The 25,244-nt window shown below is 52.7% G+C and carries 25 protein-coding genes and 1 pseudogene; 9 read left to right on the top strand and 17 right to left on the bottom strand.

Features of this window, described 5'->3' with window-relative positions; all coding sequences use genetic code 11:
- The first annotated feature begins 388 nt into the window (after positions 1-388).
- From yrhA to BGK49_RS03730, 3 genes are all read left to right on the top strand, one after another.
- On the top strand, positions 389-883 hold the full coding sequence (yrhA, locus tag BGK49_RS03735; RefSeq protein ID WP_000988496.1) for a protein YrhA: 495 nt from the start codon (positions 389-391) through the stop codon (positions 881-883).
- A 94-nt stretch (positions 884-977) separates the two neighbouring features.
- On the top strand, positions 978-1,133 hold the full coding sequence (gene yrhD / locus BGK49_RS28985; RefSeq protein WP_001307436.1) for a protein YrhD: 156 nt from the start codon (positions 978-980) through the stop codon (positions 1,131-1,133).
- A gap of 199 nt (positions 1,134-1,332) precedes the next feature.
- Positions 1,333-1,617 carry a YrhB family protein gene (locus tag BGK49_RS03730; RefSeq protein WP_000634159.1) on the top strand — a complete coding sequence of 95 codons (285 nt, stop codon included), beginning with the start codon at positions 1,333-1,335 and terminating at the stop codon, positions 1,615-1,617.
- A 37-nt stretch (positions 1,618-1,654) separates the two neighbouring features.
- Here the strand turns inward: BGK49_RS03730 and ggt are convergent, their stop codons facing one another.
- Positions 1,655-3,388 (bottom strand): gamma-glutamyltransferase, encoded by a 1,734-nt coding sequence (gene ggt, locus BGK49_RS03725; protein WP_000595118.1) that lies wholly within the window; start codon positions 3,386-3,388, stop codon positions 1,655-1,657.
- A 119-nt stretch (positions 3,389-3,507) separates the two neighbouring features.
- Between ggt and BGK49_RS03720 the strand changes: the two genes are divergently transcribed.
- Positions 3,508-3,948, top strand: a complete 441-nt coding sequence (locus BGK49_RS03720) for a DUF2756 family protein (RefSeq protein ID WP_000825995.1) — start codon at positions 3,508-3,510, stop codon at positions 3,946-3,948.
- Here the strand turns inward: BGK49_RS03720 and ugpQ are convergent.
- The 10 genes and pseudogenes from ugpQ to livK all read right to left on the bottom strand — a co-directional run bounded on the left by ugpQ (position 3,935) and on the right by livK (position 14,124).
- Entirely contained in the window at positions 3,935-4,678 is a 744-nt protein-coding gene (ugpQ, locus tag BGK49_RS03715; protein ID WP_000073588.1) for a glycerophosphodiester phosphodiesterase, read from the bottom strand. The two genes, BGK49_RS03720 and ugpQ, sit on opposite strands and share 14 nt — an antisense overlap.
- Positions 4,675-5,745: a sn-glycerol 3-phosphate ABC transporter ATP binding protein UgpC gene (ugpC, locus tag BGK49_RS03710; RefSeq protein ID WP_000907794.1), complete on the bottom strand. Its 1,071-nt coding sequence runs from the start codon at positions 5,743-5,745 to the stop codon at positions 4,675-4,677. Before ugpC ends, ugpQ begins: the two co-directional genes overlap by 4 nt.
- Position 5,746: 1 nt before the next feature.
- A complete protein-coding gene (gene ugpE / locus BGK49_RS03705) occupies positions 5,747-6,592 on the bottom strand; it encodes a sn-glycerol-3-phosphate ABC transporter permease UgpE (RefSeq protein WP_000572168.1) in 846 nt (281 codons plus the stop codon).
- The gene (gene ugpA, locus BGK49_RS03700) at positions 6,589-7,476 is read right to left on the bottom strand and encodes a sn-glycerol-3-phosphate ABC transporter permease UgpA (protein WP_000099285.1); all 888 of its coding nucleotides are present in this window, start codon (positions 7,474-7,476) and stop codon (positions 6,589-6,591) included. The genes ugpE and ugpA overlap by 4 nt, the downstream gene beginning before the upstream one ends.
- 97 nt (positions 7,477-7,573) lie before the next feature.
- Positions 7,574-8,891 (bottom strand): annotated as a pseudogene (ugpB, locus tag BGK49_RS03695) (sn-glycerol-3-phosphate ABC transporter substrate-binding protein UgpB).
- Between the two features lie 396 nt (positions 8,892-9,287).
- Positions 9,288-10,001, bottom strand: a complete 714-nt coding sequence (livF, locus tag BGK49_RS03685; RefSeq protein WP_000416883.1) for a high-affinity branched-chain amino acid ABC transporter ATP-binding protein LivF — start codon at positions 9,999-10,001, stop codon at positions 9,288-9,290.
- 1 nt (position 10,002) lies between these two features.
- The gene (livG, locus tag BGK49_RS03680) at positions 10,003-10,770 is read right to left on the bottom strand and encodes a high-affinity branched-chain amino acid ABC transporter ATP-binding protein LivG (RefSeq protein WP_000082101.1); all 768 of its coding nucleotides are present in this window, start codon (positions 10,768-10,770) and stop codon (positions 10,003-10,005) included.
- Entirely contained in the window at positions 10,767-12,044 is a 1,278-nt protein-coding gene (gene livM, locus BGK49_RS03675; protein WP_000803797.1) for a branched chain amino acid ABC transporter permease LivM, read from the bottom strand. Before livM ends, livG begins: the two co-directional genes overlap by 4 nt.
- Positions 12,041-12,967 carry a high-affinity branched-chain amino acid ABC transporter permease LivH gene (livH, locus tag BGK49_RS03670; protein ID WP_001295111.1) on the bottom strand — a complete coding sequence of 309 codons (927 nt, stop codon included), beginning with the start codon at positions 12,965-12,967 and terminating at the stop codon, positions 12,041-12,043. Before livH ends, livM begins: the two co-directional genes overlap by 4 nt.
- A gap of 47 nt (positions 12,968-13,014) precedes the next feature.
- Positions 13,015-14,124, bottom strand: coding sequence for a high-affinity branched-chain amino acid ABC transporter substrate-binding protein LivK (livK, locus tag BGK49_RS03665; RefSeq protein ID WP_000827696.1), 1,110 nt, complete (start codon positions 14,122-14,124; stop codon positions 13,015-13,017).
- Positions 14,125-14,547: 423 nt separating this feature from the next.
- Here livK and panM point away from each other — a divergent pair, with 423 nt between their 5' ends.
- On the top strand, positions 14,548-14,931 hold the full coding sequence (panM, locus tag BGK49_RS03660; protein ID WP_000778779.1) for an aspartate 1-decarboxylase autocleavage activator PanM: 384 nt from the start codon (positions 14,548-14,550) through the stop codon (positions 14,929-14,931).
- A 198-nt stretch (positions 14,932-15,129) separates the two neighbouring features.
- Here the strand turns inward: panM and livJ are convergent, their stop codons facing one another.
- The 5 genes from livJ to ftsY all read right to left on the bottom strand — a co-directional run bounded on the left by livJ (position 15,130) and on the right by ftsY (position 20,827).
- Positions 15,130-16,233, bottom strand: a complete 1,104-nt coding sequence (gene livJ / locus BGK49_RS03650) for a branched chain amino acid ABC transporter substrate-binding protein LivJ (RefSeq protein ID WP_001021996.1) — start codon at positions 16,231-16,233, stop codon at positions 15,130-15,132.
- A gap of 270 nt (positions 16,234-16,503) precedes the next feature.
- Positions 16,504-17,358 carry an RNA polymerase sigma factor RpoH gene (gene rpoH / locus BGK49_RS03645; RefSeq protein WP_000130217.1) on the bottom strand — a complete coding sequence of 285 codons (855 nt, stop codon included), beginning with the start codon at positions 17,356-17,358 and terminating at the stop codon, positions 16,504-16,506.
- A 244-nt stretch (positions 17,359-17,602) separates the two neighbouring features.
- Entirely contained in the window at positions 17,603-18,661 is a 1,059-nt protein-coding gene (gene ftsX / locus BGK49_RS03640) for a permease-like cell division protein FtsX (RefSeq protein ID WP_001042015.1), read from the bottom strand.
- Positions 18,654-19,322 (bottom strand): cell division ATP-binding protein FtsE, encoded by a 669-nt coding sequence (gene ftsE / locus BGK49_RS03635; RefSeq protein WP_000617723.1) that lies wholly within the window; start codon positions 19,320-19,322, stop codon positions 18,654-18,656. The genes ftsX and ftsE overlap by 8 nt, the downstream gene beginning before the upstream one ends.
- Positions 19,323-19,324: 2 nt before the next feature.
- Complete coding sequence (gene ftsY / locus BGK49_RS03630; protein ID WP_001040632.1) at positions 19,325-20,827, bottom strand: signal recognition particle-docking protein FtsY; 1,503 nt, start codon at positions 20,825-20,827, stop codon at positions 19,325-19,327.
- A 149-nt stretch (positions 20,828-20,976) separates the two neighbouring features.
- Here ftsY and rsmD point away from each other — a divergent pair, with 149 nt between their 5' ends.
- Together rsmD and BGK49_RS03620 are read left to right on the top strand one after the other, a co-directional pair.
- A complete protein-coding gene (rsmD, locus tag BGK49_RS03625; RefSeq protein WP_000743193.1) occupies positions 20,977-21,573 on the top strand; it encodes a 16S rRNA (guanine(966)-N(2))-methyltransferase in 597 nt (198 codons plus the stop codon).
- Complete coding sequence (locus BGK49_RS03620; RefSeq protein WP_001295207.1) at positions 21,563-21,832, top strand: DUF1145 family protein; 270 nt, start codon at positions 21,563-21,565, stop codon at positions 21,830-21,832. Before rsmD ends, BGK49_RS03620 begins: the two co-directional genes overlap by 11 nt.
- Before the next feature lie 2 nt (positions 21,833-21,834).
- Here BGK49_RS03620 and BGK49_RS03615 read toward each other — a convergent pair whose 3' ends face one another.
- Positions 21,835-22,194, bottom strand: a complete 360-nt coding sequence (locus BGK49_RS03615; RefSeq protein WP_000042899.1) for a DUF2500 domain-containing protein — start codon at positions 22,192-22,194, stop codon at positions 21,835-21,837.
- Between the two features lie 140 nt (positions 22,195-22,334).
- Between BGK49_RS03615 and BGK49_RS03610 the strand changes: the two genes are divergently transcribed.
- Together BGK49_RS03610 and zntA are read left to right on the top strand one after the other, a co-directional pair.
- Complete coding sequence (locus BGK49_RS03610; RefSeq protein WP_000964718.1) at positions 22,335-22,961, top strand: lysoplasmalogenase; 627 nt, start codon at positions 22,335-22,337, stop codon at positions 22,959-22,961.
- Between the two features lie 73 nt (positions 22,962-23,034).
- On the top strand, positions 23,035-25,233 hold the full coding sequence (gene zntA, locus BGK49_RS03605) for a Zn(II)/Cd(II)/Pb(II) translocating P-type ATPase ZntA (RefSeq protein ID WP_000106548.1): 2,199 nt from the start codon (positions 23,035-23,037) through the stop codon (positions 25,231-25,233).
- Positions 25,234-25,244 lie beyond the last annotated feature (11 nt).

Here is a 25,244-nt window from a genome sequence, read left to right as displayed (position 1 = left end):
GCCATGGCAAACAAGCTGGCACGAACAGTATGGGCGATAACCGCCCATGACCGTAAGTATGACAGGAACCACGTCAGTATCAGACCATATTAATCGCTGATACCATTAAACAATGAACTCTTAACAAAAGGGTGAATGCTGAAAGGTTGCTATGGCGGCCAGAGTGATGACAAAGACAGGTAAGACCGTGACTCACTAAACCTGAACAGTATTTTGGGCTTGAAGTCCGCCGTGAAAATAAGGGGTGAGTCGGCGAATTACATAGGGGCTCGCAGCGTTACGGCTGCAATAAAGCCGGATATAAAGCTGCAACCTACCCGTCATGTCAAAACAATGGATGCCTTGCAAACGGGATGCGTTCATATAAAAATATTATGGACCACACAAAATGATGACTAAAACCCAAATAAATAAATTAATAAAAATGATGAATGATTTAGACTATCCATTTGAAGCACCGCTCAAGGAATCATTTATTGAAAGTATAATCCAAATAGAATTTAATTCTAATTCAACTAATTGCCTGGAGAAGTTATGTAATGAAGTTAGTATTCTTTTTAAGAATCAACCTGATTATCTTACTTTTTTAAGAGCAATGGATGGATTCGAAGTTAATGGATTACGATTATTTAGCCTCTCGATTCCAGAACCTTCAGTTAAAAACCTTTTTGCCGTAAATGAATTTTATAGAAATAATGATGATTTCATAAACCCTGATCTACAAGAACGGTTAGTGATCGGGGATGATAGCATTTCAATATTTACTTATGACATTAAAAGTAACTTTTTTGAAATTAGAGATAATATTGGCACAGAAAATATATTCAGTTCGTTTAGTGATTTCTCTTCATTCTTAAACGAAATCATGGACAGTTGTTCATAATAATCAAAAGGAAACAAAAATCATTGTAAACCATGCCATCTTTTTAGAGATTACCAGCAGAAAATTCCTTGTTCGAAATTTAGCAGTGCAAGCTATGGAAAAACTTACAACGGAACTACACTCCTTAAGTGAGATGGACCGAAGACATGTAGTCTCTATTTTAGCCGAAATAGCTAATGGCTATGATGATTTTAATGACATGTTGATTTATTTAGAATTTTACCCGAATCATAAGATTCTGATATCTTAAATAAGAAAATCCCGTTCGACGTTCTGAAAAAGAAATCATAAAATATTAGCAGATACTTATTTCGTGACTATATCTTATCCGATGAACTTTTTTCAAAACCAGCATTTAATAATATCTTTGACGAAGATGAACGCGTCTTTGCTCAATGTATCACACAGGAATAATAATATAACACTCAACAATAATATTTATTATAATTATGATTACTTATCACGACGCATTCGCGAAAGCGAACCATTACCTTGATGATGCAGATCTCCCGGTCGTCATTACTCTACATGGACGCTTTAGCCAGGGCTGGTATTTCTGTTTCGAAGCACGAGAATTTCTCGAAACTGGAGATGAGGCCGCGCGCTTAGCTGGTAACGCACCTTTTATTATTGATAAAGACAGTGGTGAAATTCATTCTCTGGGAACGGCAAAGCCGCTGGAAGAATATCTACAGGATTACGAAATAAAAAAGGCTACCTTCGGCTTGCCCTGACAAAATAGCCCTCTTCCCACGAAGAGGGCCGCTAACCTTAGTACCCCGCCGTTAAATCATCCACCGAGCGCGGGTCGGATGCGCCGTACAACTCACCGTCCGGCCCAACCATAATGCTTTGTGTACTGCCCATCGCCTCTTTCAGCGCCACTTTCTGACCTTTTGCTTCCAGCAGCTTGAGCGTATCCGGGCTAAACCCTTTTTCGACACGCAGCTCGTCCGGCAACCACTGATGGTGGAAACGCGGCGCATTGGTCGCTTCGGCGACGTTCATGCCATAATCGATGCTATTCACCACCATTTGCAGCACTGTAGTGATGATCCGGCTCCCGCCAGGGCTACCGGTGACCAGCCAGGTTTTACCGTCTTTCACCACAATCGTTGGTGACATTGACGACAGCGGACGTTTATTCGGCCCGACGGCGTTGGCATCACCGCCCACCAGCCCGTAAACGTTCGGTACGCCCGGTTTAGCGGAGAAATCATCCATCTGATTATTAAGCAGAATACCGCTCTCGCCCGCGACAATGCCCGTACCGAAGGTGGTGTTCAGCGTATAGGTCACCGCCACCGCGTTACCATCTTTATCCACCACTGAGTAATGGGTAGTTTGATTGCTCTCATAAGGCGCAAGCTTGCCGGGGCGAATTTCGCTGGATGGCTTCGCTTTATTGATATCAATTTGATCGGCAATAGATTTGGCATAGGCTTTATTGGTCAGCGCCTGCCACGGTACTTTGACAAAATCCGGGTCGCCAAGATATTCCGAGCGGTCGGCGTAGGCGTATTTCTCCGCTTCTGCCATGATTTGCATCGCATCGGCGCTGCCAAAGCCGTATTTCTTCATATCGAAGTTTTCCAGAATATTGAGGATTTGTACGATATGGATCCCGCCGGAGGATGGCGGTGGCATGGAGTAAACCTGATACCCGCGATAATCGCCACTTATCGGTGTGCGTTCGACCGCTTTATACGCCGCTAAATCTTCTTTAGTGATCAAGCCACCGTTTTTCTGCATCTCCTGGGCAATCTGTTCCGCTATCGTGCCTTTATAGAATTCGTCCGGGCCGTTTTCGGCAATCATCTCCAGGCTCTTTGCCAGGTTCGCCTGCACCAGCTTGTCGCCCTTTTTCAGCGGTTCGCCCTCTTTCCAGAAGATAGCTTTGCTGTTTTCGTGATTCGGCAACACTTCGCTACCGTAGGTTTTGAGATCGTCTGCCAAAGCATCGTTAACGATAAAACCATCGCGTGCCAGTTTGAACGCGGGCTGCACCACTTTGTTCAACGGCATAGTGCCGTACTTATCCAACGCCAGCGAGAAACCAGCGACCGTACCGGGCGTGCCGGAAGCTAGATGCGAAGTGAGTGATTTTTTGCTGTCCGGGTTGCCCTGGTCATCAAGGAACATATCGCGGGTCGCTTTAGCGGGTGCCATCTCGCGGAAATCGATAGCGGTGGTATTGCCATTTTTCGAGTGGATCAGCATAAAACCACCACCGCCCAGATTCCCTGCCTGCGGATGCGTTACCGCCAGCGCGTAGCCCACCGCCACGGCGGCATCAACGGCATTCCCGCCCTCCTTTAGAATATCTACCCCCACTTGGGTGGCAGTGGCATCGACAGACGCCACCATCCCCTGTTTCGCGCGTACCGGATGGAAGATATCTTCCTCCACGCCGTAAGAAACAGGAGGCGCGGCGACGGCGCTAAAACAACTTCCTGAGAGCAGAGCAGCAATGGCTACCCGGCGTAAAAACGTCGGTTTTATCATCGTTATTCTCCAGAGATTAAGGGGCAACCCCAGCTAAGCCTGGTATATAACTCTGAATTAATCATCGTTTTGTCGGGAAGCGAGTAAACTTAAAGGATATCTTCAGAGGAGGATACGCGATGAAACGACTTCTGATTCTTACGGCACTCCTGCCGTTTGTCGGCTTTGCACAGCCCATTAATACTCTGAACAACCCTAACCAGCCGGGGTATCAGATACCCAGCCAGCAGCGGATGCAAACCCAGATGCAAACTCAGCAAATCCAGCAAAAAGGGATGCTGAATCAGCAACTGAAAACGCAAACTCAGTTGCAACAGCAGCATTTAGAAAACCAGATAAACAATAATTCTCAGCGGGTGTTGCAGTCACAGCCGGGGGAGCGAAATCCCGCCCGGCAGCAAATGCTGCCCAACACCAACGGCGGGATGTTAAACAGCAACCGTAATCCGGATAGTTCGTTGAATCAGCAGCATATGCTGCCGGAGAGGAGAAACGGCGACATGCTGAATCAGCCCAGCAAGCCGCAGCCTGACATTCCGTTGAAAACTATTGGGCCGTAAAGTTCGGACCAATCACGTCAATCGCATCGGTACAGATGCAATCCACGCCCCAGCGCAGCAACTCTGCCGCGCGCTGGGGTTTATTGACGGTATAAACCAGAATCCGTAATCCGGCGTCTTTCAACTGCATCACTCGCGCTTTATCGAGTAACTTATGATTGAGATGAATAGAGACGCAGCCCAGCCGCGCGGTCAGTTCGCGCCAGTCGTCGCGCCACTCATCAAGCAATAAACCACGCGGCAGTTCCGGTGCCGCCAGCTGTGCAGCTTCTAAAGCATCAATCTCAAACGATGACAGCAGCGGCGGCGTCATACCGGCCCACAGTTGGCGTGCCGCCAGCGCCACCATTTTGCCCGTTAATGGTCCAGTGCCAGTGGTGGGTTTGATTTCGATATTCGCCATCATCCCGTGTTCGCGACAGCGTTCCGCCACCTGCGAAAGCAACGGCAGCGGCTCACCTTTAAACGCTTTGCTGTACCAACTGCCCGCATCCACGCGCAGTAAATCCTGCCAGTTCAGTTCACCCGCGACGCCCCAGCCGTTGCTGGTGCGTTCGAGATTGTCGTCATGGAGCAGGAAGATCTCGCCATCTTTCGATAACTTCGCGTCAAATTCGATCATCTTATGACCGTATTTTGCCCCGACGTCGATTGCCGCCAGGGTGTTTTCCGGGGCCAGCTTACCGCCGCCACGATGAGCGACGATGCGGGGATAAGGCCAGTTACTCATACTCGTTGTCCTGTTTCACCATCAAAAAGATGCAGCTGATTTTCCGCCAGATGCAGCCACAGCGTGCTGCCTGCCGTCGGGCGCTCCTGATGCGCCAGTCGCACCACCAGCTTCTGCTCGCCCCAGCGTCCGTGCGCCAGGTTATCTGCGCCGAGGATCTCCAGCGTGTCCATCACCAGCGGTACGCCGCCTTCTGCCTGCGAGCTTAACACAATATGTTCCGGGCGAATGCCGAGAGTCATTTTACGCCCGGCATACTGACGGTAGCCACCGTTTAGCGGCAGCTCAATACCGCCGTCCAGTTCGAAATGCGTGCCTTCGTTATTCACGCGGCCTGTCAGCAGGTTCATCGCCGGACTGCCGATAAAACTCGCTACAAACAGGCTGGCGGGCTTTTCGTAGACTTCAACTGGTGTGCCAATCTGTTCGGCAACGCCGCCGTTCATCACCATTACTCGCTGGGCGAGCGTCATCGCTTCAACCTGATCGTGAGTAACGTAGAGTGAAGTCGTTTTCAGGCGACGGTGCAACTGTTGCAGTTCAAGACGCATCTGCACGCGCAGCTTGGCATCGAGGTTAGAGAGCGGCTCATCAAACAGGAACACCGCCGGATCGCGCACAATCGCGCGGCCCATCGCTACACGCTGACGCTGACCGCCGGATAGCTCACGCGGGCGACGTTTGAGCAGACCGTCCAGCTCCAGAATGCGCGCCGCTTCTTTAACGCGCTCGGCAATTTGCTGCTTGCCCATGCCGCGAATTTTAAGCCCCCACGCCATGTTTTCTTCGACGCTCATATGCGGATAAAGCGCGTAGTTCTGGAACACCATCGCAATCCCGCGATCTTTCGGCTCCATTTCAGTCACGCGCTGGTCGTTGATCCAGATATCGCCTTCGGTCACCCGCTCCAGCCCGGCAACCATACGCAGCAGCGTCGATTTCCCGCAGCCAGACGGCCCGACCATCACGATAAATTCGCCATCAGCCACATCAAGGGTCAGCGGTTTAATGACCTGGGTTTTGCCATCCCAGCTTTTGGTTACTGCCTGTAATTTCAGTCCTGCCATCTTATTTCTCACTATCGACCAGGCCGCGCACGAAGGCACGCTGCATCACTAAAACAATCACTACTGGTGGGATCAGGGTTAACAACATCGCCGCCATCACTGAGTTCCATTCCGTGGTGCCTTCGCCAGTGGCGATCATCCCTTTGATCCCTGCCACGGTGGTGCCGAGATCCACGTCGGTAATAATCAACAACGGCCACAAATACTGGTTCCAGCCGTAAATAAAGGTGATCACAAACAGCGCCGCCAGATTAGTTTTGGAGAGCGGAAAAACGATGTCGCAAAAGAAGCGCATTGGCGATGCGCCGTCGATCCACGCCGCTTCCACCAGTTCATCCGGCAGCGTCATAAAGAACTGGCGAAACAGAAACGTGGCGGTCGCCGAGGCCATCAGCGGCAGCGTTAAACCGGCGTAGCTGTCGAGCATCTTCAGGTTGGCGATGACTTCCACCGTCGGGAAGATACGTACTTCAACCGGCAGCATCAGGGTGATAAAAATCATCCAGAAGAAGAGGTTACGTAGCGGAAAACGAAACCAGACAATGGCAAATGCCGAGAGCATCGAGACGGTAATTTTGCCGAGCGTAATGCTGAACGCCATCACAAAGCTGTTAAGCAACATCCGCCAGAACGGCGCGCTATTCGTACCTACCCCGTTAACCCAGATGTTGTGGATATTTTCCAGCAGATGTGTGCCGGGGATGAGCGTCATCGGCGCGGCATAGACGGCCTGTTTATCCAGCGTCGCCGCGACAAACGCCACGTACAGCGGGAAGAGGATCACCGCGATCCCGAGGATCAGCATGGTATGGCTGAATATCGTCAGCCACGGACGGTTCTCAATCATTGGTAACGCACCTTGCTTTCAACATAGCGGAACTGCACCACCGTCAGCACGATGACGAGGAACATCAACACCACCGACTGTGCGGCAGACGAAGCCAGATCCAGTCCGGTAAAACCTTCGCGGTAGATCTTATAAATCAGCGTCGTGGTGGCCTGAACCGGCCCGCCGGACGTGGCGGCGTCGATCACCGGGAAGGTGTCGAAGAAGGCATACACCAGGTTCACTACCAGCAGGAAGAAACTCACCGGGGCGATAAGCGGCAGCGCAATCTTAAAGAAGCGGCGAATCGGCCCTGCACCGTCGATGGCTGCGGCTTCGATCAACGAACGGGGAATGGAGTGCAGCGCGGCATAGAAGAACAGAAAGTTGTAGCTGATTTGCTTCCACACCGAGGCAAACACCACCAGAAACATTGCCTGACCGCTGTTTTGCGCGTGGTTCCAGTCGTAGCCGAACTCAGCGAGAAAATGGGTGATCAGCCCGCGACCGGGGTTAAACAGGAAGATCCACAATACGGCGGCAACGGCGGGAGCCACGGCATACGGCAGCAGCATCAAGGTTTGATAGAAACGGCTGCCGCGCACGATGTACTCCACCAGCGCCGCAAAGAACAGCGATACCAGCAAACCGCTGACGGTGACAAAGGTGCTGAATTTTATCGTCGTCCAGAAGGAGTCTAGATAGTAGCTGTCATGGAACAGCGTGACGAAGTTATCCAGACCGACAAACTGGCTGGAGAAACCAAACGGATCGACGCTTTGCAGCGAGTACCACAACGCTTCGCCCGCAGGCCAGATAAAAAAGATAACGGTGATGATGAGCTGCGGCGCGACCAGCAGATAAGGCAGCCAGCGCGAGCGGAACACCGGACGGGATGATGACATTACGGTTAATTCCTGAACTGTGCCGGATGCGCTTCGCTTATCCGGCCTACACGCGATGCCAGGTCAGATAAGCGAAACGCATCCGACATTACACTGATTAAGACTTCGTCGATTTCTCAAAGCGGCGCAGTAACTGGTTCCCACGCTCAACGGCGGTATCCAGTGCCTGCTGTGGTGTCTTCTTACCGGTCCACACGCTCTCCAGCTCTTCATCCACAATCACGCGGATCTGCGGCATGTTGCCCAGACGCAGCCCTTTGGTGAACGGCAACGGCGGCTTATTCAGCATCTGACGCGTCGCGGTATCCGCCCCTGGGTTTTTCTCATAAAAGCCCTGCTCACGGGTCAGGTCATACGCTGCTTTGGTGATTGGCAGATAACCGGTTTTCTGATGCCACTCGGCAGCGTTTTCTGGCTTCGCGAGGAAATCGAGGAACTTCGCCACACCGGTATACGTTTCTTTATCTTTACCCTGCATCACCCACAGGCTGGCTCCGCCGATAATGGCGTTTTGTGGCGCATCTTTCGCATCGGCGTCGTAAGGCATCATGCCTACGCCGTAGTTAAATTTGGCGTACTCGCGAATGTTGGCAAGAGAACCGGAAGAGGCGGTGGTCATCGCGCAATCACCGTTATAGAACTTCTCGGTGGATTCATCCTTACGACCGACGTAGCTGAAGTCGCCCTTCTTGTTCATCTCCTCGAGCATGGCGATGTGTTTCACCTGCTCCGGCTTGTTGAACTCCAGCACCGCATCTGTGCCGTCAAAGCCGTTGTTTTTGCTGGCAAACGGCAGACCGTTCCAAGCGCTAAAGTTTTCCAGTTGGATCCAGCCCTGCCAGCCGCTGGCGTAGCCGCACTTCATGCCGGAGGCTTTCAGTTTCGCGGCATAGTCCGCCAGATCCTGCCAGGTTTTCGGCGGCTGTGCCGGGTCTAACCCCGCTTTCTTGAAGGCGTCTTTGTTGTAATAGAGAACGGGAGTCGAGCTGTTGAATGGCTGGGAGAGTAAGTGGCCCGTTTTGCTGTCGGAGTAGTAACCGGAAACCGTCGGCACAAACTGCGACTCATCGAATTGAATCCCCGCCTCTTTAAACACGTCATATTACCGGTTTAATGGCTTTCGATGCCATCATGGTGGCGGTGCCAACTTCATAAACCTGCAAAATAGCCGGAGCGTTGCCGGTACGAAATGCGGCAATCCCCGCGCTTAAATTCTGTTCGTAGTTGCCTTTATAGGTCGGTACAATTTTGTAATCCGGATTTTCGGCGTTAAAACGTTGGGCCAGAGAATACACCTCTTTACCCAGTTCCCCTTCCATAGAATGCCAGAACGGAATGGTCGTCACTGCCTGTGCATTCCCCATTAACGCCAGTCCGAGCGCCAGTGCTGAAGCTGTATAATGTAACGGTTTCATCGTTTATCTCTCTTGTTGTACCGAATGCGCGAATTCACGCGTTTTATGCTCGCGGGGTAACATGACATGCTCGAATTACAGAAAAATAACTTTTTTGTTACATTTGTAAGATAGTAAGGTGTCAGAAAGATGACAAGGCGGTGACGGCGTGGGTGAGGGAAAATGGGAGATGGGGCACGGATAAGCGGAAAAATAGAAGGTCTGAATCAAACTCTACAGATTACTCATCGTTTCATGCCGGATGCGGCGTAAACGCCTTATCCGGCCTACAAGATCGTGCAAATTCAATATATTGCAACTCACCCAGTAGGCCTGATAAGCGCAGCGCATCAGGCAATTTTACATTTGTCACCTGTCTCAAAGGAGTCTTTTGACTCCTTATCAATCAACGTGTTATTACCCGCCTAAATACGCACTTCTCACTGCTTCGTTCGCCAGCAGCGCGTCGCCGGTATCGGAGAGCACCACATGGCCGTTTTCCAGCACGTAGCCGCGATCCGCCAGCTTTAGCGCCTGGTTGGCGTTCTGCTCGACGAGGAAGATAGTCATCCCCTGCTCGCGCAGCTGCTCGATGGTGTCGAAAATTTGCTGGATGATAATCGGCGCAAGACCGAGCGATGGCTCATCAAGTAGCAGCAAACGCGGGTTGCTCATCAGCGCGCGACCAATCGCCAGCATTTGTTGCTCACCGCCGGACATGGTGCCTGCCCGCTGAACACGGCGCTCATGCAGACGTGGAAACAGTTCATACACCCACTTTATGCGCTCCTGGAACTGGTCGCGTTCGGCAAAAAAGCCGCCCATCGCCAGGTTCTCTTCCACCGTCATCCGCGAGAAGACGCGACGCCCTTCCGGGACAATCGCTACCGCTTCGCGCATGATTTTCGCCGTCTGCCAGTCGGTAATGTCTTTATCATCAAACACAATTCGCCCGCTGGCGGCGCGCGGATCGCCGCATAACGTGCCGAGCAAGGTGGTTTTCCCCGCCCCGTTCGCGCCAATCAGCGTGACAATCTCGCCCTGATTGATATGCAGGCTCACCTCATGCAGCGCCTGGATTTTGCCGTAGTGGGCGCTGACTTTGTCAAAGGACAACATGACTTTTTCCATCTTATGCCTCACCTAAATAGGCACGGATCACGTCCGGGTTATTACGGATTTGCTCCGGCGTACCGTTTGCCAGTGGCGTCCCCTGATTGACCACGTAAATTCGGTCCGAAATTCCCATCACCAGCTTCATATCGTGTTCAATCAACAAGATAGTGGTGTTGTGATGATTGCGCAGTTCGGCAATCAGCTCATCCAGCTCTTTCGTCTCTTTCGGGTTAAGACCTGCCGCAGGTTCGTCGAGCATTAAAATCTCCGGCTGCGTCACCATGCAGCGGGCAATCTCAAGACGGCGCTGGTCACCATAGGCCAGGTTACTCGCCTGACGGTTGGCGTGTTCCAGCAAACCAATGCGCTCAAGCCAGGTCGCGGCGCGATCGAGCGCTTCGCTCTGGGCGCGACGGAAGGATGGCGTTTTCAACAGGCCAGAGAACAGCCCGGTTTTCAGTTGCTGATGCTGCGCCACCAGCAGGTTTTCAATCACCGTCATTTCACGGAACAGACGCACATGCTGGAAGGTACGCACCACGCCCATGCGGGCAATTTGCTGCCCCGGTAAACCTTCCAGATGCTGATCGCGCAGTAAAATGGTGCCTCCAGTGGGTTTGTAGAATCCGGTCAGGCAGTTAAAGACTGTGGTTTTTCCGGCACCGTTAGGACCGATTAACGAGACGATCTCCTGCGGGTACAGTTCAAGATTGACGTTGTTCACCGCCAGCAGGCCGCCGAAGCGCATCATCAGGCCGTTCACAGATAATAATGGCTGACTCATGCCTGCTCTCCTTTCGCTGCGCCGTTTTTCAGCTTCAGTTGCGGGCGCGTCATGGGCAGCAAGCCCTGCGGACGCCAGATCATCATCAGCACCATCAAACCACCGAGCATTAACATGCTGTATTCGTTGAAATCACGCATCAACTCGCGCGACACCACCAGCAAAATTGCCGCCAGAATCACCGCAAACTGCGATCCCATACCGCCGAGCACCACTATCGCCAGTACAAACGCCGATTCAGCAAAGGTGAAGGATTCCGGGCTGACAAAGCCCTGGCGCGCAGCAAACAGCGTTCCGGCAAAACCGGCAAACGCGGCACTGATGGTAAAAGCGGTCAGCTTGATACGACGCGGGCTTAAGCCCAGCGAACGGCAGGCGATCTCATCTTCACGCAACGCTTCCCACGCACGCCCCAGCGGCATCCGCAGCAGGCGGTTAATGACAAACAGGCTTAGCACCACCAGCAGCAACGCCACCAGATACAGGAAGATGACGCGATCGGAGGGATCGTATTTCAGGCCAAAGAAATTACTGAACGTGTCCCAACCGCCTTCACGGGCTGTACGGCTGAACTCAAGGCCGAAGAAAGTCGGTTTCGGGATCTGACTGATTCCGTTCGGGCCGCCGGTAATTTCGGTGTTATTGAGCAGCAATATGCGCACAATTTCGCCGAAGCCGAGGGTAACGATCGCCAGATAATCACCGCGCAGACGCAGCACCGGAAAGCCGAGCAGGAAGCCCGCCGCCGCTGCCATTAACCCGGCAATCGGCAGACAAGTCCAGAAGCCCAAGCCGTAATAGTGATTGAGCAGCGCAAAGGTGTAAGCGCCGATGGCGTAAAAACCGCCGTACCCCAGCACCAGCAGACCAGAAAGACCAACAACCACATTCAGCCCGAGACCGAGGATAATGTAGATCATGGTCAGAGTGGCGATATCCACCGTCCCACGTGACACCATAAACGGCCACGCCACCGCAAGCACCAACAGCGCCACGAGGAACAGTTTCTGCTTCACCGTGGAGCCATCAATCGCGGGCAGAATAAACTTCGGTCCGGAAACGCTTTTTAGCCCTTTCTGGAAAGCCGGTCGCAAAAGCTGGAAGAAAAAGACCACCGCCGTGCCGATAAACACCCACTGCCAACGGATGTCTGAAGCCGTGTCGACCACCAGTTTGGTGCCATCCAGCTCCAGTTGCACGCCCATAAAGACGCCCGCCAGAACAAAAAACATCGCGGCAGAGAGCAGCGCCATTGCAATATGCATCGGTTTCATACTTTCTCTACCTCCGGGCGACCCAGAATACCGGTCGGCATCACCAGCAGCACCAGAATCAGCAGGGCAAATGAAACCACATCCTTATATTCCGTACTCAGATAGGCAGAAGAGAGCGCCTCCGCAATCCCCAGGATCAGCCCACCAATCATCGCCCCTGGAATGCTGCCAATCCCACCGAGCACCGCAGCGGTAAAGGCTTTCATCCCGGCCATAAAGCCGATATAGGGGTTAATGACGCCGTAGAACTGACCGAGCAGTACGCCAGCCACTGCCGCCATCGCCGCGCCAATAACAAAGGTCAAAGCAATCACCCGGTCGGTGTTGATGCCAAGCAGGCTCGCCATTTTCAGATCTTCCGCGCAGGCACGGCAGGCGCGCCCCATACGGGAATAACGAATGAAAATCGTCAGCGCCAGCATGGCGAGGAAAGTAACAATCCAGATCACTGCCTGCATGGTGGTAATAGAGGCAGAGAAGTTTTCGCTATGCCCCACCACCCACTGACCGTTAAACAGACTGGGCAGCGCCACGTCACGCGAACCTTCAGTCAGGCTAACGTAGTTTTGCAGGAAGATGGACATGCCGATTGCCGAGATGAGCGCAATCAGGCGCTTAGAGTTACGCACCGGGCGATAGGCTACCCGTTCGATACTCCAGCCGTAGGCGCTGGCAATGACGATTGCGCCGACGAATCCCGCCGCCACCAGCAGCCAGCCGGTATCAATGCCCATCATCATCAGCGCGGCGATGATCATAAATGAGACGTAGCTGCCAATCATATAAACCTCGCCGTGGGCGAAGTTGATCATGCCGATAATGCCGTAAACCATGGTGTAGCCGATGGCTATCAGCGCGTAGGTACTGCCCAGCGTGACGCCGTTAAACATCTGCTGCAAGAAATACAAAAACTGCTCAGACATAAGGTAACCTTTCTAAACCCGCCCGCATTTTACGGGCGGTGGGATGATCACTTGGCTGCCGTGGATGAACCGTCGGCGTGCCACTGGAAGACACCAAAATCAAATCCCTTAAGATCGCCTTTTTCATCCCAGTTCAGCGGCCCAATCACGGTGTTTGCACCGTTAGCTTTTAAATCTTTCACCAGCGCCAGCGGCTCATCGCTGCCAGTACGCTCAAGGGCAGTCGCCAGAGATTGCACCGCCGCGTAGGTGATCCAGACATAAGGCCCGGACGGATCTTTCTTGTCTGCTTTCAGCGCATCAACGATGCCCTGGTTTGCCGGATCCTGGTCATAGCGTTTTGGCATAGTGACCAACATGCCTTCGGCAGCATCACCGGCAATATTCGACAATGATGCGTTACCCACACCTTCCGGCCCCATAAACTGAGTTTTCAGGCCAACGGAACGGGCCTGGCGCAGCATCTGCCCCATTTCCGGGTAGTAACCGCCGTAGTAAACGAAGTCGATGTTTTCTTTTTTCAGGCGGGCGATCAGCGCGGAGAAATCTTTCTCCCCGGCGGTAATACCGTCGAAGAAGACGACGTTGGCGTTAGCCGCTTTCAGCCCGTCCTGCACCGAACGCGCCAGCCCTTCGCCATACTGTTGTTTGTCGTGAATGATGGCGATGCGCTGGGGCTTCACCGTCTCAAGAATGTATTTTGCCGCCGTTGGCCCCTGGGAAGAGTCCAGCCCGGCAGTACGCATAATGTGTTGATAACCGCGTTGGGTCAGCTCCGGGTTGGTAGCTCCCGGTGAGATCATCAGAATACCTTCGTCTTCGTAGATATCTGATGCAGGTTGGGTAGAAGAAGAACACAGATGACCAATAACGTATTTAATGCCGTCATTAACGATTTTGTTGGCGACCGCAACGGCTTGTTTCGGGTCGCAGGCGTCGTCATATTCCACGCCAACCAGCTTGTCGCCCTTAATTCCCCCTTTGGCATTAATGTCTTTAATCGCCTGACGCGCGCCGTTAAATTCCATATCGCCCCACTGGGCAATCGGGCCGGACATCGCGCCGACAACGGCGACTTTAATATCGTCAGCCATAGCGGTGTGTGAAATTGCCAGTGCAATCATCCCTGCGATGATAGTTTTCGCATTCCGTTTCATAGTCAAAAATCCCCATTCGTGATGTTGTGTTGCTTTGTTTTTATGTGTTAACAAATCAGACTGTTCTTTTTTTATACTGCACTGTTTTTGCCTGTCTGATTAAGGGTTTAGCGCAGTATTTTGTGATAATAGTGATTAAAATCCCTATCTTTCAGTCGATTAAGAACAGATAATATTCTGAATTTATTGATAGATAAACAGAAAAAAGTGCCTTTGTCAGCATAAAATAACGGCACAAAGGGCGGAATAATTCACTACCATTCAGGGGATTATGCTGGGTATTTTTCATTCTCTAATGTTTTAACTTTGTAATTATTGCTGTTAAAAAATTAATCACCTGCCAAAAGAAATAAAAAAGAGAAAGCCTCCGATTAAATTATTTCGCTACACTGGTTCCACTTTTGTGATTTACACGGGTTACCCATGAAGCTGACCATCATTCGATTAGAAAACTTTAGCGACCAGGACCGGATTGACCTGCAAAAGATCTGGCCGGAGTATTCCCCTTCCTCTTTACAGGTTGACGATAACCACCGTATCTACGCCGCGCGTTTTAACGAGCGCCTGCTCGCTGCCGTACGGGTAATCTTAAGCGGCACCGAGGGAGCACTGGATTCCCTGCGTGTGCGGGAAGTCACCCGACGTCGCGGTGTGGGGCAATATCTGCTGGAAGAGGTTTTGCGTAACAATCCTGGCGTTTCATGCTGGTGGATGGCGGATGCAGGCGTGGAAGATCGCGGTGTGATGACGGCGTTTATGCAGGCACTGGGATTTACGGCGCAACAGGGCGGCTGGGAGAAGCATTAATCGTCAAGTTGATTTCAAAAGTGATGACCAACGAGAAATTGCCTGATGCGCTACGCTTATCAGGCCTACAATGTGTGTTGCAATTTACTGATTTCTTTGGATCTTGTAGGCCGGATAAGGCGTTTACGCCGCATCCGGCATGAAGCAACGTACTCGATATTAGCAATTTGGCGGCAACCCAAAGTTGCCGATTAATGATTACTTCGCATCGGTCGCCGTGCCGTTGGCGTGCCAGTCAAATACGCCGAACTCAAAGCCTTTCAGATCACCTTTCTCATCCCACGTCAGCGGACCCATCACGGTATCCACGGAGTTCGCTTTCAGGTATTTGGCGATCTCAGCCGGATCGTCAGACTGATTCAGGCCCGCCTGCAAAGATTGCAGCGCGGCGTAGGTGGTCCAAACGAATGCGCCGCTTGGGTCCTGTTTTTTCGCTTTGATGGCGTCAACAATGGGTTTGTTCGCCGGAACCTGATCGTAGTTCTTCGGCTTGGTCACCAGCAGCCCTTCCGCTGATTCGCCCGCAATGTTAGACAGCGAAACGTTAGCCACACCTTCCGGCCCCATAAACTGAGTTTTCAGCCCTGCCGCGCGTGCCTGACGCAGGATTTGCCCCATTTCCGGGTGATAACCGCCGTAGTAAACGAAGTCGATATTCTCTTTTTTCAGACGCGCCACCAGCGTTGAGAAATCTTTTTCCCCGGCGGTGATACCATCAAAGAACACCACGTTAGCATTGCCTTTCTTCAGGCCGTCCTGCACCGCTCGCGCCAGACCTTCGCCGTATTGCTGTTTGTCGTGAACGATAGCAATACGCTGCGGTTTCACTTTCTCAAGAATATATTTCGCCGCCGTTGGCCCCTGGTCGGAGTCCAGGCCGGTGGTGCGCAGGATCAGCTGATAGCCACGGGCGGTCAGCTCCGGCGCGGTTGCCGCTGGGGTGATCATTAAAATGCCTTCGTCTTCGTAGATATCAGACGCAGGCTGCGTTGATGAAGAACAGAGGTGACCAATCACATATTTAATGCCGTCGTTAACGACTTTGTTCGCCACCGCAACCGCCTGTTTCGGGTCACAGGCATCGTCATATTTTACGATTTGCAGTTTGTTGCCTTTAATGCCGCCTTTAGCGTTGATATCCGCAACCGCCTGCTCTGCGCCGGTAAACTCCTGGTCACCGTACTGCGCAACCGGACCGGACATTGCGCCCACGACCGCGACTTTAATATCTTCTGCCAGAGCCATATTGCTGAATGCCAGCGCGATACATCCTGCCAGTAACGCTTTACCCTTTATATTCATCCTGAGAATCCCCATTCTTCTGGTTATTACGTGTGTTGTGGTGTTGTGATTCAGCACTTTATTTCGTTTTATGCATGACTACCCGTGCTTTAGCAGCATACTCTGCTAAAACATACCCCATTTTTATGATATTGGAATAGCTATTTTGACAGTTTATTAACAATCTGCGTGGGGATTGACGTTTTGCCGGAGGGGGAATTGATTATTGTAGAGGCCCAAAAAACAAAAACCCCGGACTCTCATCCAGGGTTCTCTGCTTAATAGCGGAAATTACGCTTCTATAGCAGCGCGCAGTTTTTTCATCGCGTTCTTTTCCAGCTGGCGTACACGTTCAGCGGAAACACCGTAACGGTCAGCCAGTTCCTGCAACGTGGACTTGTTGTCTTCGTCCAGCCAGCGCGCGCGGATGATGTCCTGGCTGCGTTCGTCCAGACCTTGCATCGCGTCGGTCAGACGGTTTGCCGCCTGCTCTTCCCAGTTATCATCTTCGATGCCGTCGGCAAAGTTAGATGATTTATCCTGCAGATAGAGCACCGGTGCCATCGGCTGGCTGTCGGAATCGTCGTCGGAAGACAGGTCAAAGGTCATGTCCTGTGCCGCCATACGTGATTCCATCTCACGAACGTCTTTGCTGGTTACGCCCAGTTCACGGGCCACCATTTCGACTTCATCCTGGTTAAACCAGCCCAGACGCTGCTTAGTTTTACGCAGGTTGAAGAACAGTTTGCGCTGCGCTTTGGTGGTCGCAACTTTGACGATACGCCAGTTACGCAGAACGTATTCGTGGATCTCTGCTTTGATCCAGTGAACGGCGAAGGAGACCAGGCGCACACCCACTTCCGGGTTGAAACGGCGCACTGCTTTCATCAGGCCGATGTTACCTTCCTGAATCAAATCCGCCTGTGGCAGGCCATAGCCCGCATAATTACGAGCAATATGAACAACAAACCGCAGGTGAGACAGGATCAGCGTTTTAGCTGCTTCCAGATCGCCATGGTAATGCAGCTTTTCAGCCAGCGCCCGCTCCTCGTCAGCCGACAACATCGGCCACGCGTTAGCTGCCCGGATGTAGGAATCCAGGTTGCCAACTGGGGCTAAAGCTAAACTTTGCATTTTGTCAGTCATTCAAATCCTCTCAATCGATATCTTCTGGCGCTTCAGTGGTAGCAACAACTGTGCCAGAGCTTAAGAGCAACGAGGTTATCATTCACTGTTTTATCAGACCGTGATTTTATCCACAAGTTCAATGCAAGCTTGTGAATAAATTACGCACAAAATGTGACATAGAGATGAAATACCGGGAAGAGACAACGGGATCTCTTTCCCTGCTACGGAACCCATTGCAGGGAAAGAGTATAACACGCTTTTATTATTCAGGCGTAAAGTGGCGTAAATGTTGTACCGTGGCAAGCCACGCTGCCACCCAGCCAATCATCGAGCATACCAGCAGCAATAGCAGGCATTCATCGAACGATAAACCATTGATATCAAAATTCGTTCCGAAAACCTGTGCCACTTCCGCAACCGCCGATGACAATCGCAGCACCAGAATTTCTGACAAAATTAATGACAACAATGCGCCAGAAAATCCCAGCAGTGCGCCACCATACAGGAACGGGCGAAGGATGAAACCATCCGTCGCACCAATCAGTTTCTGCACGTTGATGGAGTCACGGCGAGCAAAGATGCTCAGACGTACGCTGTTGCCGATGACGAGGAACACTGCCGCCACCATCAACACGCCGATCATCGCCGAAACGCGCCCGACCAGCCCGGTCAACGCCGCCAGACGGGCAAACCAGCTGTCATCCATCCGCACTTCGTCAATGCCGTTAATCTGCGTGATACGATCACGCAGCGTATTGAGTGATTCCGTCCCCTGAAAATCGAGTTTCGGGATCACCACCGCCACTGCCGGAAGCGGGTTTTCTTCCAGCATATCCAGCGCACCACCAAAACCAGACCAGTTACGGAACTCGCCCAGTGCGTCTTCACGAGAAAGATAGTTCACTTTCTCCACGCCTTGCTCGGCCTGCAACTGTGCCACCACGCCCGCAGCGGCGTCATCGTCCAGCGTTTTTTGCAAGTAAACAGTGATTTGCGGTGACGGATAATACTGCGTCGCCGCCTGATTAACGTTTTTGTACACCATATAACAGACGCTGGGCAGCGTCAGGGAGATGGCGATAACCATCACCGTTAAAAACGTGGCGAACGGTTTGCTTTTCAGATCCTGCAATGCGCCGTGGAAGGCATAGCGCACCTGTTCGTTGAAAACGTTGGTTTTGCGATTTACCGGTTTTGGCGAGGATTTCACGCGTTTCGGTGCGTTACGACCGCCGTCGCCTGAGCCGCCGACCGATTTACGGAAGCGATCCAGACGCCCACCAAACTGCCGAATATGATTGATTGCATCGCGCTTATTCATGGCCCACGCCTCCATGCAAGTGACCATCGCTCAGGGTGAGCATGCGATAGGAACGCCGTGAAATCAGGTTGATGTCGTGCGTTGCCATCAATACGGTTACCCCAACGCGGTTAAACTCTTCAAACAGACGTAGAATCCCTTCCGACAACGCGTCGTCTAGGTTACCGGTCGGTTCATCCGCCAGCAGTACCGCGGGCTTATTCACCACCGCGCGGGCAATGCCAACACGCTGTTGTTCACCGCCGGAAAGCTGAATAGGGAAGTTCTTCGCTTTGTCCAATAGCCCGACTTTATCCAGTGCCGCCGACACCCGGCGACGAATATCGTCACCGCTGGCACCAGCGATAATCAGCGGGATCGCCACGTTATCGTAGACAGTACGGTCCATCAGTAGATGGTGATCCTGGAAAATCATGCCAATCTGGCGGCGCAGAAACGGAACTTCACGGTTTTTCAGACGCGTGATGTCATGGCCGCTAAACCAGATTTTCCCGGCGCTGGGCCGCTCAATCCCACAGATCAGCTTCAGGAGGGTACTTTTCCCTGCGCCGGAATGACCGGTCAGAAACGCCATCTCACCCGGCTGCATATGGAACGTAACGCCCTGCAGCGCCTGTCTCCCACCGAGATAAGCCTTGCTGACATGTTCAAAGCGAATCATTGTTAATCCTCTCGGGCAAAAAGTGCCTCTATAAAGTCGTCCGCCTTAAACGGACGCAAATCCTCAATACGTTCGCCGACACCAATGTAGCGGATAGGGATACCAAACTGGTCAGCCACCGAGAAAATTACCCCGCCTTTCGCCGTGCCGTCCAGTTTCGTTAGCGTGATGCCGGTTAAGCCAACGGCTTCGTGGAACAGTTTGGCCTGGCTTACCGCATTCTGCCCGGTACTGGCATCAATAGTCAGCATAACTTCATGCGGCGCTTCAACGTCGAGTTTCTTCATCACGCGGACGATTTTCTTCAACTCTTCCATCAGGTGCGATTTGTTCTGCAGGCGTCCGGCGGTATCGGCAATCAGGACGTCGATATTACGCGCTTTAGCTGCCTGAATGGCGTCGAAGATAACAGAGGCGGAATCCGCACCGGTATGCTGGGCAATCACCGGAATATTGTTGCGCTGACCCCAGACCTGAAGCTGTTCAACCGCTGCTGCACGGAAAGTATCGCCCGCCGCCAGCATCACCGATTTACCCTGCAGCTCAAACTGACGTGCCAGCTTACCAATCGTCGTAGTTTTACCCACACCGTTGACGCCCACCATCAGGATCACGAACGGCGTTTTACCTTCAACATTCAGCGGCTCATCGACTTTCGCCAGAATCTCGCCCATCTCTTCTTTCAGCAGGCCATAGAGCGCCTCGGCATCACGAAGCTGCTTGCGGGATGCGCCTTCCGTCAGATTGGTGATAATTTTACGTGTGGTTTCCACGCCCACATCGGCGATCAACAGCTGTTCTTCCAGCTCCTCAAACAGATCATCGTCGATTTTTTTACCGCGGAACAGGCTGATAAATCCGGAACCGAGATTTTCTTTGGTTTTTAACAGGCTGCGTTTCAGGCGCGCGAAGAAACCTTCTTTGGTCGGTTTTTCCTGCTCCTGAGCGATTTCTTCCACCGGCTGCTCTTCTACCGGAGGAACCACCATCACCGCCTCTTCTGCCTCTTCTGCCGCTTCGGCAGCCAGCGCCTGTGCTTCCAGCTCTTCGTCGGTGATTTCTTCTTTAGCCGCTTCTTCTTCCGCCGCTTCGACAATCTCTACGGTTTCCGCTTCAGCCTGCCACTCTTCTGGCGAAACCTCTTCGGCGTTGACGTCTTCCGGCAACGGCAGCTCTTCACGTTCGATAGCCACTGGCTCCGGCGTTTCTTCTACGACCGGTTCCGGCTGTGCAACGACTTCCGCTTCAGGCTGCGCTTTTTCACTTTCAGCAACCTGTTCAGTGACTTCCACAACGTCGGCAGCAAAAGTTTCCGCCTCGGCTTCAGTATGCGCCTGCGGTTGCTCTTCGACGGCTTGTTCAGAAGCCTTCGCAGGCTCTTGCGCCTGAACGATTTCTTCTACAACCGGTTGTTCATTCTGAACTTCTGTCTCTTTTTCCGGGGTCTGCTCTTTTTGACCAAAGCCCAGCCAGGAAAAAAAGCCACGTTTTTTTTCTTTCGCCATTTGCGACTACACTCCTCGCTGTTGCTTCATGGCACAGCGTTAACGCTATGTACATAGCAGCTAAAAAAATGATGAAATAGTCTATCACTTAACTTAATTCACATCACCGCCTGCAAGTATGTGTTATCTGGCGGATTGAGCAATTTATCATGAAAAAACCGAATCATTCCGGCAGCGGCCAAATCCGCATTATTGGCGGGCAGTGGCGAGGCCGTAAACTCCCGGTTCCTGATAGCCCAGGTCTGCGCCCCACCACCGACCGCGTACGCGAAACGTTGTTTAACTGGCTGGCTCCGGTCATTGTTGACGCCCAATGTCTGGATTGCTTCGCCGGGAGCGGCGCGCTGGGACTGGAAGCGTTATCGCGCTACGCTGCGGGGGCCACGTTGATTGAGATGGATCGCGCGGTTTCTCAGCAGTTAATTAAGAATCTGGCGACACTAAAAGCAGGCAATGCACGCGTGGTGAACAGCAACGCGATGTCATTCCTGGCGCAAAAAGGTACACCGCATAATATCGTGTTTGTCGATCCACCGTTCCGCCGTGGCTTGTTAGAAGAGACGATAAATTTACTGGAAGATAACGGCTGGCTGGCTGACGAAGCCCTGATTTATGTCGAAAGCGAAGTCGAAAACGGTCTGCCCACTGTTCCGGCAAACTGGTCATTACATCGGGAAAAAGTGGCGGGTCAGGTGGCTTATCGGCTGTATCAACGCGAAGCACAAGGAGAAAGTGATGCTGATTAATATTGGTCGTTTGTTAATGCTCTGCGTTTGGGGATTTTTAATCCTCAATCTGGTGCATCCCTTCCCGCGCCCGCTGAATATTTTCGTTAACGTGGCGCTGATTTTTACCGTGCTGATGCATGGTATGCAGCTGGCGCTATTGAAATCCACTTTACCGAAAGATGGCCCGCAGATGACCACCGCCGAAAAGGTGCGGATTTTCCTTTTCGGCGTGTTTGAACTGCTGGTCTGGCAGAAGAAATTTAAAGTTAAAAAATAACCTTATTGTTCGCCAACAAAGCTAACACAGCGCGTTCCTTTATAGCTCAGCGTACCTTTATCGCCCACTGTCAGGGCATGGTACTGCTGGGCGTCGAGGCGAAACGTCTGCTCCATTCCTCCGCTTTGCGGTTTGAAGCTTGCCTCATAGCGCATACTGGTGCCTGCCGGAGTCACTTCCTGCTGGCGCGAACGGCGATCGTTAATCGGTTTTTCCCGCTTGTTGCTCACCACCACCAGCTTTTGCTGGAGCGGAGCCATATCATTATCAGCTTTTTCCCGTCGCTGTTGCATAAAACGAAACGATGCGGCGACGACAATTAAGCCAATGATAACAATAAAGAAAAGAGGTGGTTTGCTCATCTTTATCCCTCATCGGAAAATGCGGAAATAAGCATACCCTGCCAGTTATGGTGTTGTCATCCGTCCACCCTCGCCACTAAACTGGAAGCAAGACCGTAGGCATTCCGCTTACGAAAAAATAACGAATTCAAGGAACTAAGATGCTTTGGTCGTTTATCGCTGTCTGTCTTTCCGCATGGCTATCTGTGGATGCATCGTATCGTGGGCCAACCTGGCAACGCTGGGTGTTTAAACCGTTAACCCTTCTTCTCCTGCTGTTACTGGCCTGGCAAGCGCCGATGTTCGACGCCATTAGCTATCTGGTGCTGGCAGGGCTGTGCGCCTCACTGCTGGGCGATGCGCTAACCCTGTTGCCACGTCAACGTCTGATGTACGCCATCGGCGCGTTTTTCCTCTCGCACCTGCTGTACACCATCTATTTCGCCAGTCAGATGACGCTCTCTTTCTTCTGGCCTCTGCCACTGGTGTTGCTGGTTCTGGGTGCGCTGTTACTGGCGATTATCTGGACGCGGCTGGAAGAGTATCGTTGGCCTATCTGCACGTTTATCGGCATGACGCTGGTGATGGTGTGGCTGGCAGGTGAACTGTGGTTCTTCCGTCCGACCGCTCCGGCGCTCTCTGCGTTTGTTGGCGCTTCGTTGCTGTTTATCAGTAACTTTGTCTGGCTGGGGAGCCACTATCGCCGACGCTTCCGTGCGGATAACGCGATTGCTGCGGCCTGCTACTTTGCCGGTCACTTCCTCATCGTCCGCTCACTGTATCTCTGATAAAACTTGACTCTGGAGTCGACTCCAGAGTGTATCCTTCGGTTAATGAGAAAAAACTTAACCGGAGTATGCCATGTCGACACCTGACAATCACGGCAAGAAAGCCCCTCAATTTGCTGCGTTCAAACCGCTAACCACGGTACAGAACGCCAACGACTGTTGCTGCGACGGCGCATGCTCCAGCTCGCCAACGCTCTCTGAAAACGTCTCCGGCACCCGCTATAGCTGGAAAGTCAGTGGCATGGACTGCGCCACCTGTGCGCGCAAGGTAGAAAATGCCGTGCGCCAGCTTGCAGGTGTGAATCAGGTGCAGGTGTTGTTCGCCACCGAAAAACTGGTGGTTGATGCCGACAATGACATTCGTGCACAAGTTGAATCTGCGGTGCAAAAAGCGGGCTATTCCCTGCGCGATGGGCAGGCCGCCGACGAGCCACAAGCATCGCGCCTGAAAGAGAATCTGCCGCTGATTACACTAATCGTGATGATGGCAATCAGCTGGGGTCTGGAGCAGTTCAATCATCCGTTCGGGCAACTGGCGTTTATCGCGACCACGCTGGTTGGGCTGTACCCGATTGCTCATCAGGCATTACGGCTGATCAAATCCGGCAGCTACTTCGCCATTGAAACCTTAATGAGCGTAGCCGCTATTGGTGCACTGTTTATTGGCGCAACGGCTGAAGCTGCGATGGTGTTGCTGCTGTTTTTGATTGGTGAACGACTGGAAGGCTGGGCCGCCAGCCGCGCGCGTCAGGGCGTTAGCGCGTTAATGGCGCTGAAACCAGAAACCGCCACGCGCCTGCGTAACGGTGAGCGGGAAGAGGTGGCGATTAACAGCCTGCGGCCTGGCGATGTGATTGAAGTCGCCGCAGGTGGGCGTTTGCCTGCCGACGGTAAACTGCTCTCACCGTTTGCCAGTTTTGATGAAAGCGCCCTGACCGGAGAATCCATTCCGGTGGAGCGCGCGACGGGCGATAAAGTTCCTGCAGGAGCCACCAGCGTAGACCGTCTGGTAACGCTGGAAGTGCTGTCAGAACCGGGTGCCAGCGCCATTGACCGGATTCTGAAACTGATCGAAGAAGCCGAAGAGCGCCGCGCCCCCATTGAGCGGTTTATCGACCGTTTCAGCCGTATTTATACGCCAGCGATTATGGCCGTCGCCCTGCTGGTGACGCTGGTGCCACCGCTGCTGTTTGCCGCCAGCTGGCAGGAGTGGATTTATAAAGGCCTGACGCTGCTGCTGATTGGCTGCCCGTGTGCGTTAGTTATCTCCACGCCCGCGGCGATTACCTCCGGGCTGGCGGCAGCAGCGCGTCGTGGGGCGTTGATTAAAGGCGGAGCGGCGCTGGAACAACTAGGTCGTGTTACTCAGGTGGCGTTTGATAAAACCGGTACGCTGACCGTCGGTAAACCGCGCGTTACCGCGATTCATCCGGCAACGGGTATTAGTGAATCTGAACTGCTGACACTGGCGGCGGCGGTCGAGCAGAGCGCGACGCATCCACTGGCGCAGGCCATCGTGCGCGAAGCACAGGTTGCTGCACTCGCCATTCCCGCCGCCGAATCACAGCGGGCGCTGGTCGGGTCTGGCATTGAAGCGCAGGTTAACGGTGAGCGCGTGTTGATATGCGCTGCCGGGAAACATCCCGCTGATGCATTTGCTGGTTTGATTAATGAACTGGAAAGCGCCGGGCAAACGGTTGTGCTGGTAGTACGTAATGATGACGTGCTGGGTATCATTGCATTGCAGGATACCCTGCGCGCCGATGCTGCAACTGCCATCAGTGAACTGAACGCGCTGGGCGTCAAAGGGGTGATCCTCACCGGCGATAATCCACGCGCAGCGGCGGCAATTGCCGGGGAGCTGGGGCTGGAGTTTAAAGCGGGCCTGTTGCCGGAAGATAAAGTCAAAGCGGTGACCGAGCTGAATCAACATGCGCCGCTGGCGATGGTCGGTGACGGTATTAACGACGCGCCAGCGATGAAAGCTGCCGCCATTGGGATTGCAATGGGCAGTGGCACAGACGTGGCGCTGGAAACCGCTGATGCAGCATTAACCCATAACCACCTGCGCGGCCTGGTGCAAATGATTGAACTGGCACGCGCCACTCACGCCAATATCCGCCAGAACATCACCATTGCGCTGGGACTGAAAGGGATCTTCCTCGTCACCACGCTTTTAGGGATGACCGGACTATGGCTGGCGGTGCTGGCAGATACGGGTGCGACGGTGCTGGTGACAGCGAATGCGTTAAGATTGTTGCGCAGGAGATAAGGCAAACCGAT

This window comes from Shigella sp. FC1544 (genome assembly GCF_001722145.1).
GTDB classification, from domain to species: Bacteria; Pseudomonadota; Gammaproteobacteria; order Enterobacterales; family Enterobacteriaceae; genus Escherichia; species Escherichia coli.
This window is presented reverse-complemented; position numbering and strand designations above follow the sequence as displayed.

Bases quoted from the DNA above. Each gene is read 5' to 3' on its own strand.
- yrhA (WP_000988496.1), top strand. From the start codon at position 389: ATGATGACTAAAACCCAAATAAATAAATTAATAAAAATGATGAATGAT.
- yrhD (WP_001307436.1), top strand. From the start codon at position 978: ATGGAAAAACTTACAACGGAACTACACTCCTTAAGTGAGATGGACCGA.
- BGK49_RS03730 (WP_000634159.1), top strand. From the start codon at position 1,333: ATGATTACTTATCACGACGCATTCGCGAAAGCGAACCATTACCTTGAT.
- ggt (WP_000595118.1), bottom strand. From the start codon at position 3,388: ATGATAAAACCGACGTTTTTACGCCGGGTAGCCATTGCTGCTCTGCTC.
- BGK49_RS03720 (WP_000825995.1), top strand. From the start codon at position 3,508: ATGAAACGACTTCTGATTCTTACGGCACTCCTGCCGTTTGTCGGCTTT.
- ugpQ (WP_000073588.1), bottom strand. From the start codon at position 4,678: ATGAGTAACTGGCCTTATCCCCGCATCGTCGCTCATCGTGGCGGCGGT.
- ugpC (WP_000907794.1), bottom strand. From the start codon at position 5,745: ATGGCAGGACTGAAATTACAGGCAGTAACCAAAAGCTGGGATGGCAAA.
- ugpE (WP_000572168.1), bottom strand. From the start codon at position 6,592: ATGATTGAGAACCGTCCGTGGCTGACGATATTCAGCCATACCATGCTG.
- ugpA (WP_000099285.1), bottom strand. From the start codon at position 7,476: ATGTCATCATCCCGTCCGGTGTTCCGCTCGCGCTGGCTGCCTTATCTG.
- livF (WP_000416883.1), bottom strand. From the start codon at position 10,001: ATGGAAAAAGTCATGTTGTCCTTTGACAAAGTCAGCGCCCACTACGGC.
- livG (WP_000082101.1), bottom strand. From the start codon at position 10,770: ATGAGTCAGCCATTATTATCTGTGAACGGCCTGATGATGCGCTTCGGC.
- livM (WP_000803797.1), bottom strand. From the start codon at position 12,044: ATGAAACCGATGCATATTGCAATGGCGCTGCTCTCTGCCGCGATGTTT.
- livH (WP_001295111.1), bottom strand. From the start codon at position 12,967: ATGTCTGAGCAGTTTTTGTATTTCTTGCAGCAGATGTTTAACGGCGTC.
- livK (WP_000827696.1), bottom strand. From the start codon at position 14,124: ATGAAACGGAATGCGAAAACTATCATCGCAGGGATGATTGCACTGGCA.
- panM (WP_000778779.1), top strand. From the start codon at position 14,548: ATGAAGCTGACCATCATTCGATTAGAAAACTTTAGCGACCAGGACCGG.
- livJ (WP_001021996.1), bottom strand. From the start codon at position 16,233: ATGAATATAAAGGGTAAAGCGTTACTGGCAGGATGTATCGCGCTGGCA.
- rpoH (WP_000130217.1), bottom strand. From the start codon at position 17,358: ATGACTGACAAAATGCAAAGTTTAGCTTTAGCCCCAGTTGGCAACCTG.
- ftsX (WP_001042015.1), bottom strand. From the start codon at position 18,661: ATGAATAAGCGCGATGCAATCAATCATATTCGGCAGTTTGGTGGGCGT.
- ftsE (WP_000617723.1), bottom strand. From the start codon at position 19,322: ATGATTCGCTTTGAACATGTCAGCAAGGCTTATCTCGGTGGGAGACAG.
- ftsY (WP_001040632.1), bottom strand. From the start codon at position 20,827: ATGGCGAAAGAAAAAAAACGTGGCTTTTTTTCCTGGCTGGGCTTTGGT.
- rsmD (WP_000743193.1), top strand. From the start codon at position 20,977: ATGAAAAAACCGAATCATTCCGGCAGCGGCCAAATCCGCATTATTGGC.
- BGK49_RS03620 (WP_001295207.1), top strand. From the start codon at position 21,563: ATGCTGATTAATATTGGTCGTTTGTTAATGCTCTGCGTTTGGGGATTT.
- BGK49_RS03615 (WP_000042899.1), bottom strand. From the start codon at position 22,194: ATGAGCAAACCACCTCTTTTCTTTATTGTTATCATTGGCTTAATTGTC.
- BGK49_RS03610 (WP_000964718.1), top strand. From the start codon at position 22,335: ATGCTTTGGTCGTTTATCGCTGTCTGTCTTTCCGCATGGCTATCTGTG.
- zntA (WP_000106548.1), top strand. From the start codon at position 23,035: ATGTCGACACCTGACAATCACGGCAAGAAAGCCCCTCAATTTGCTGCG.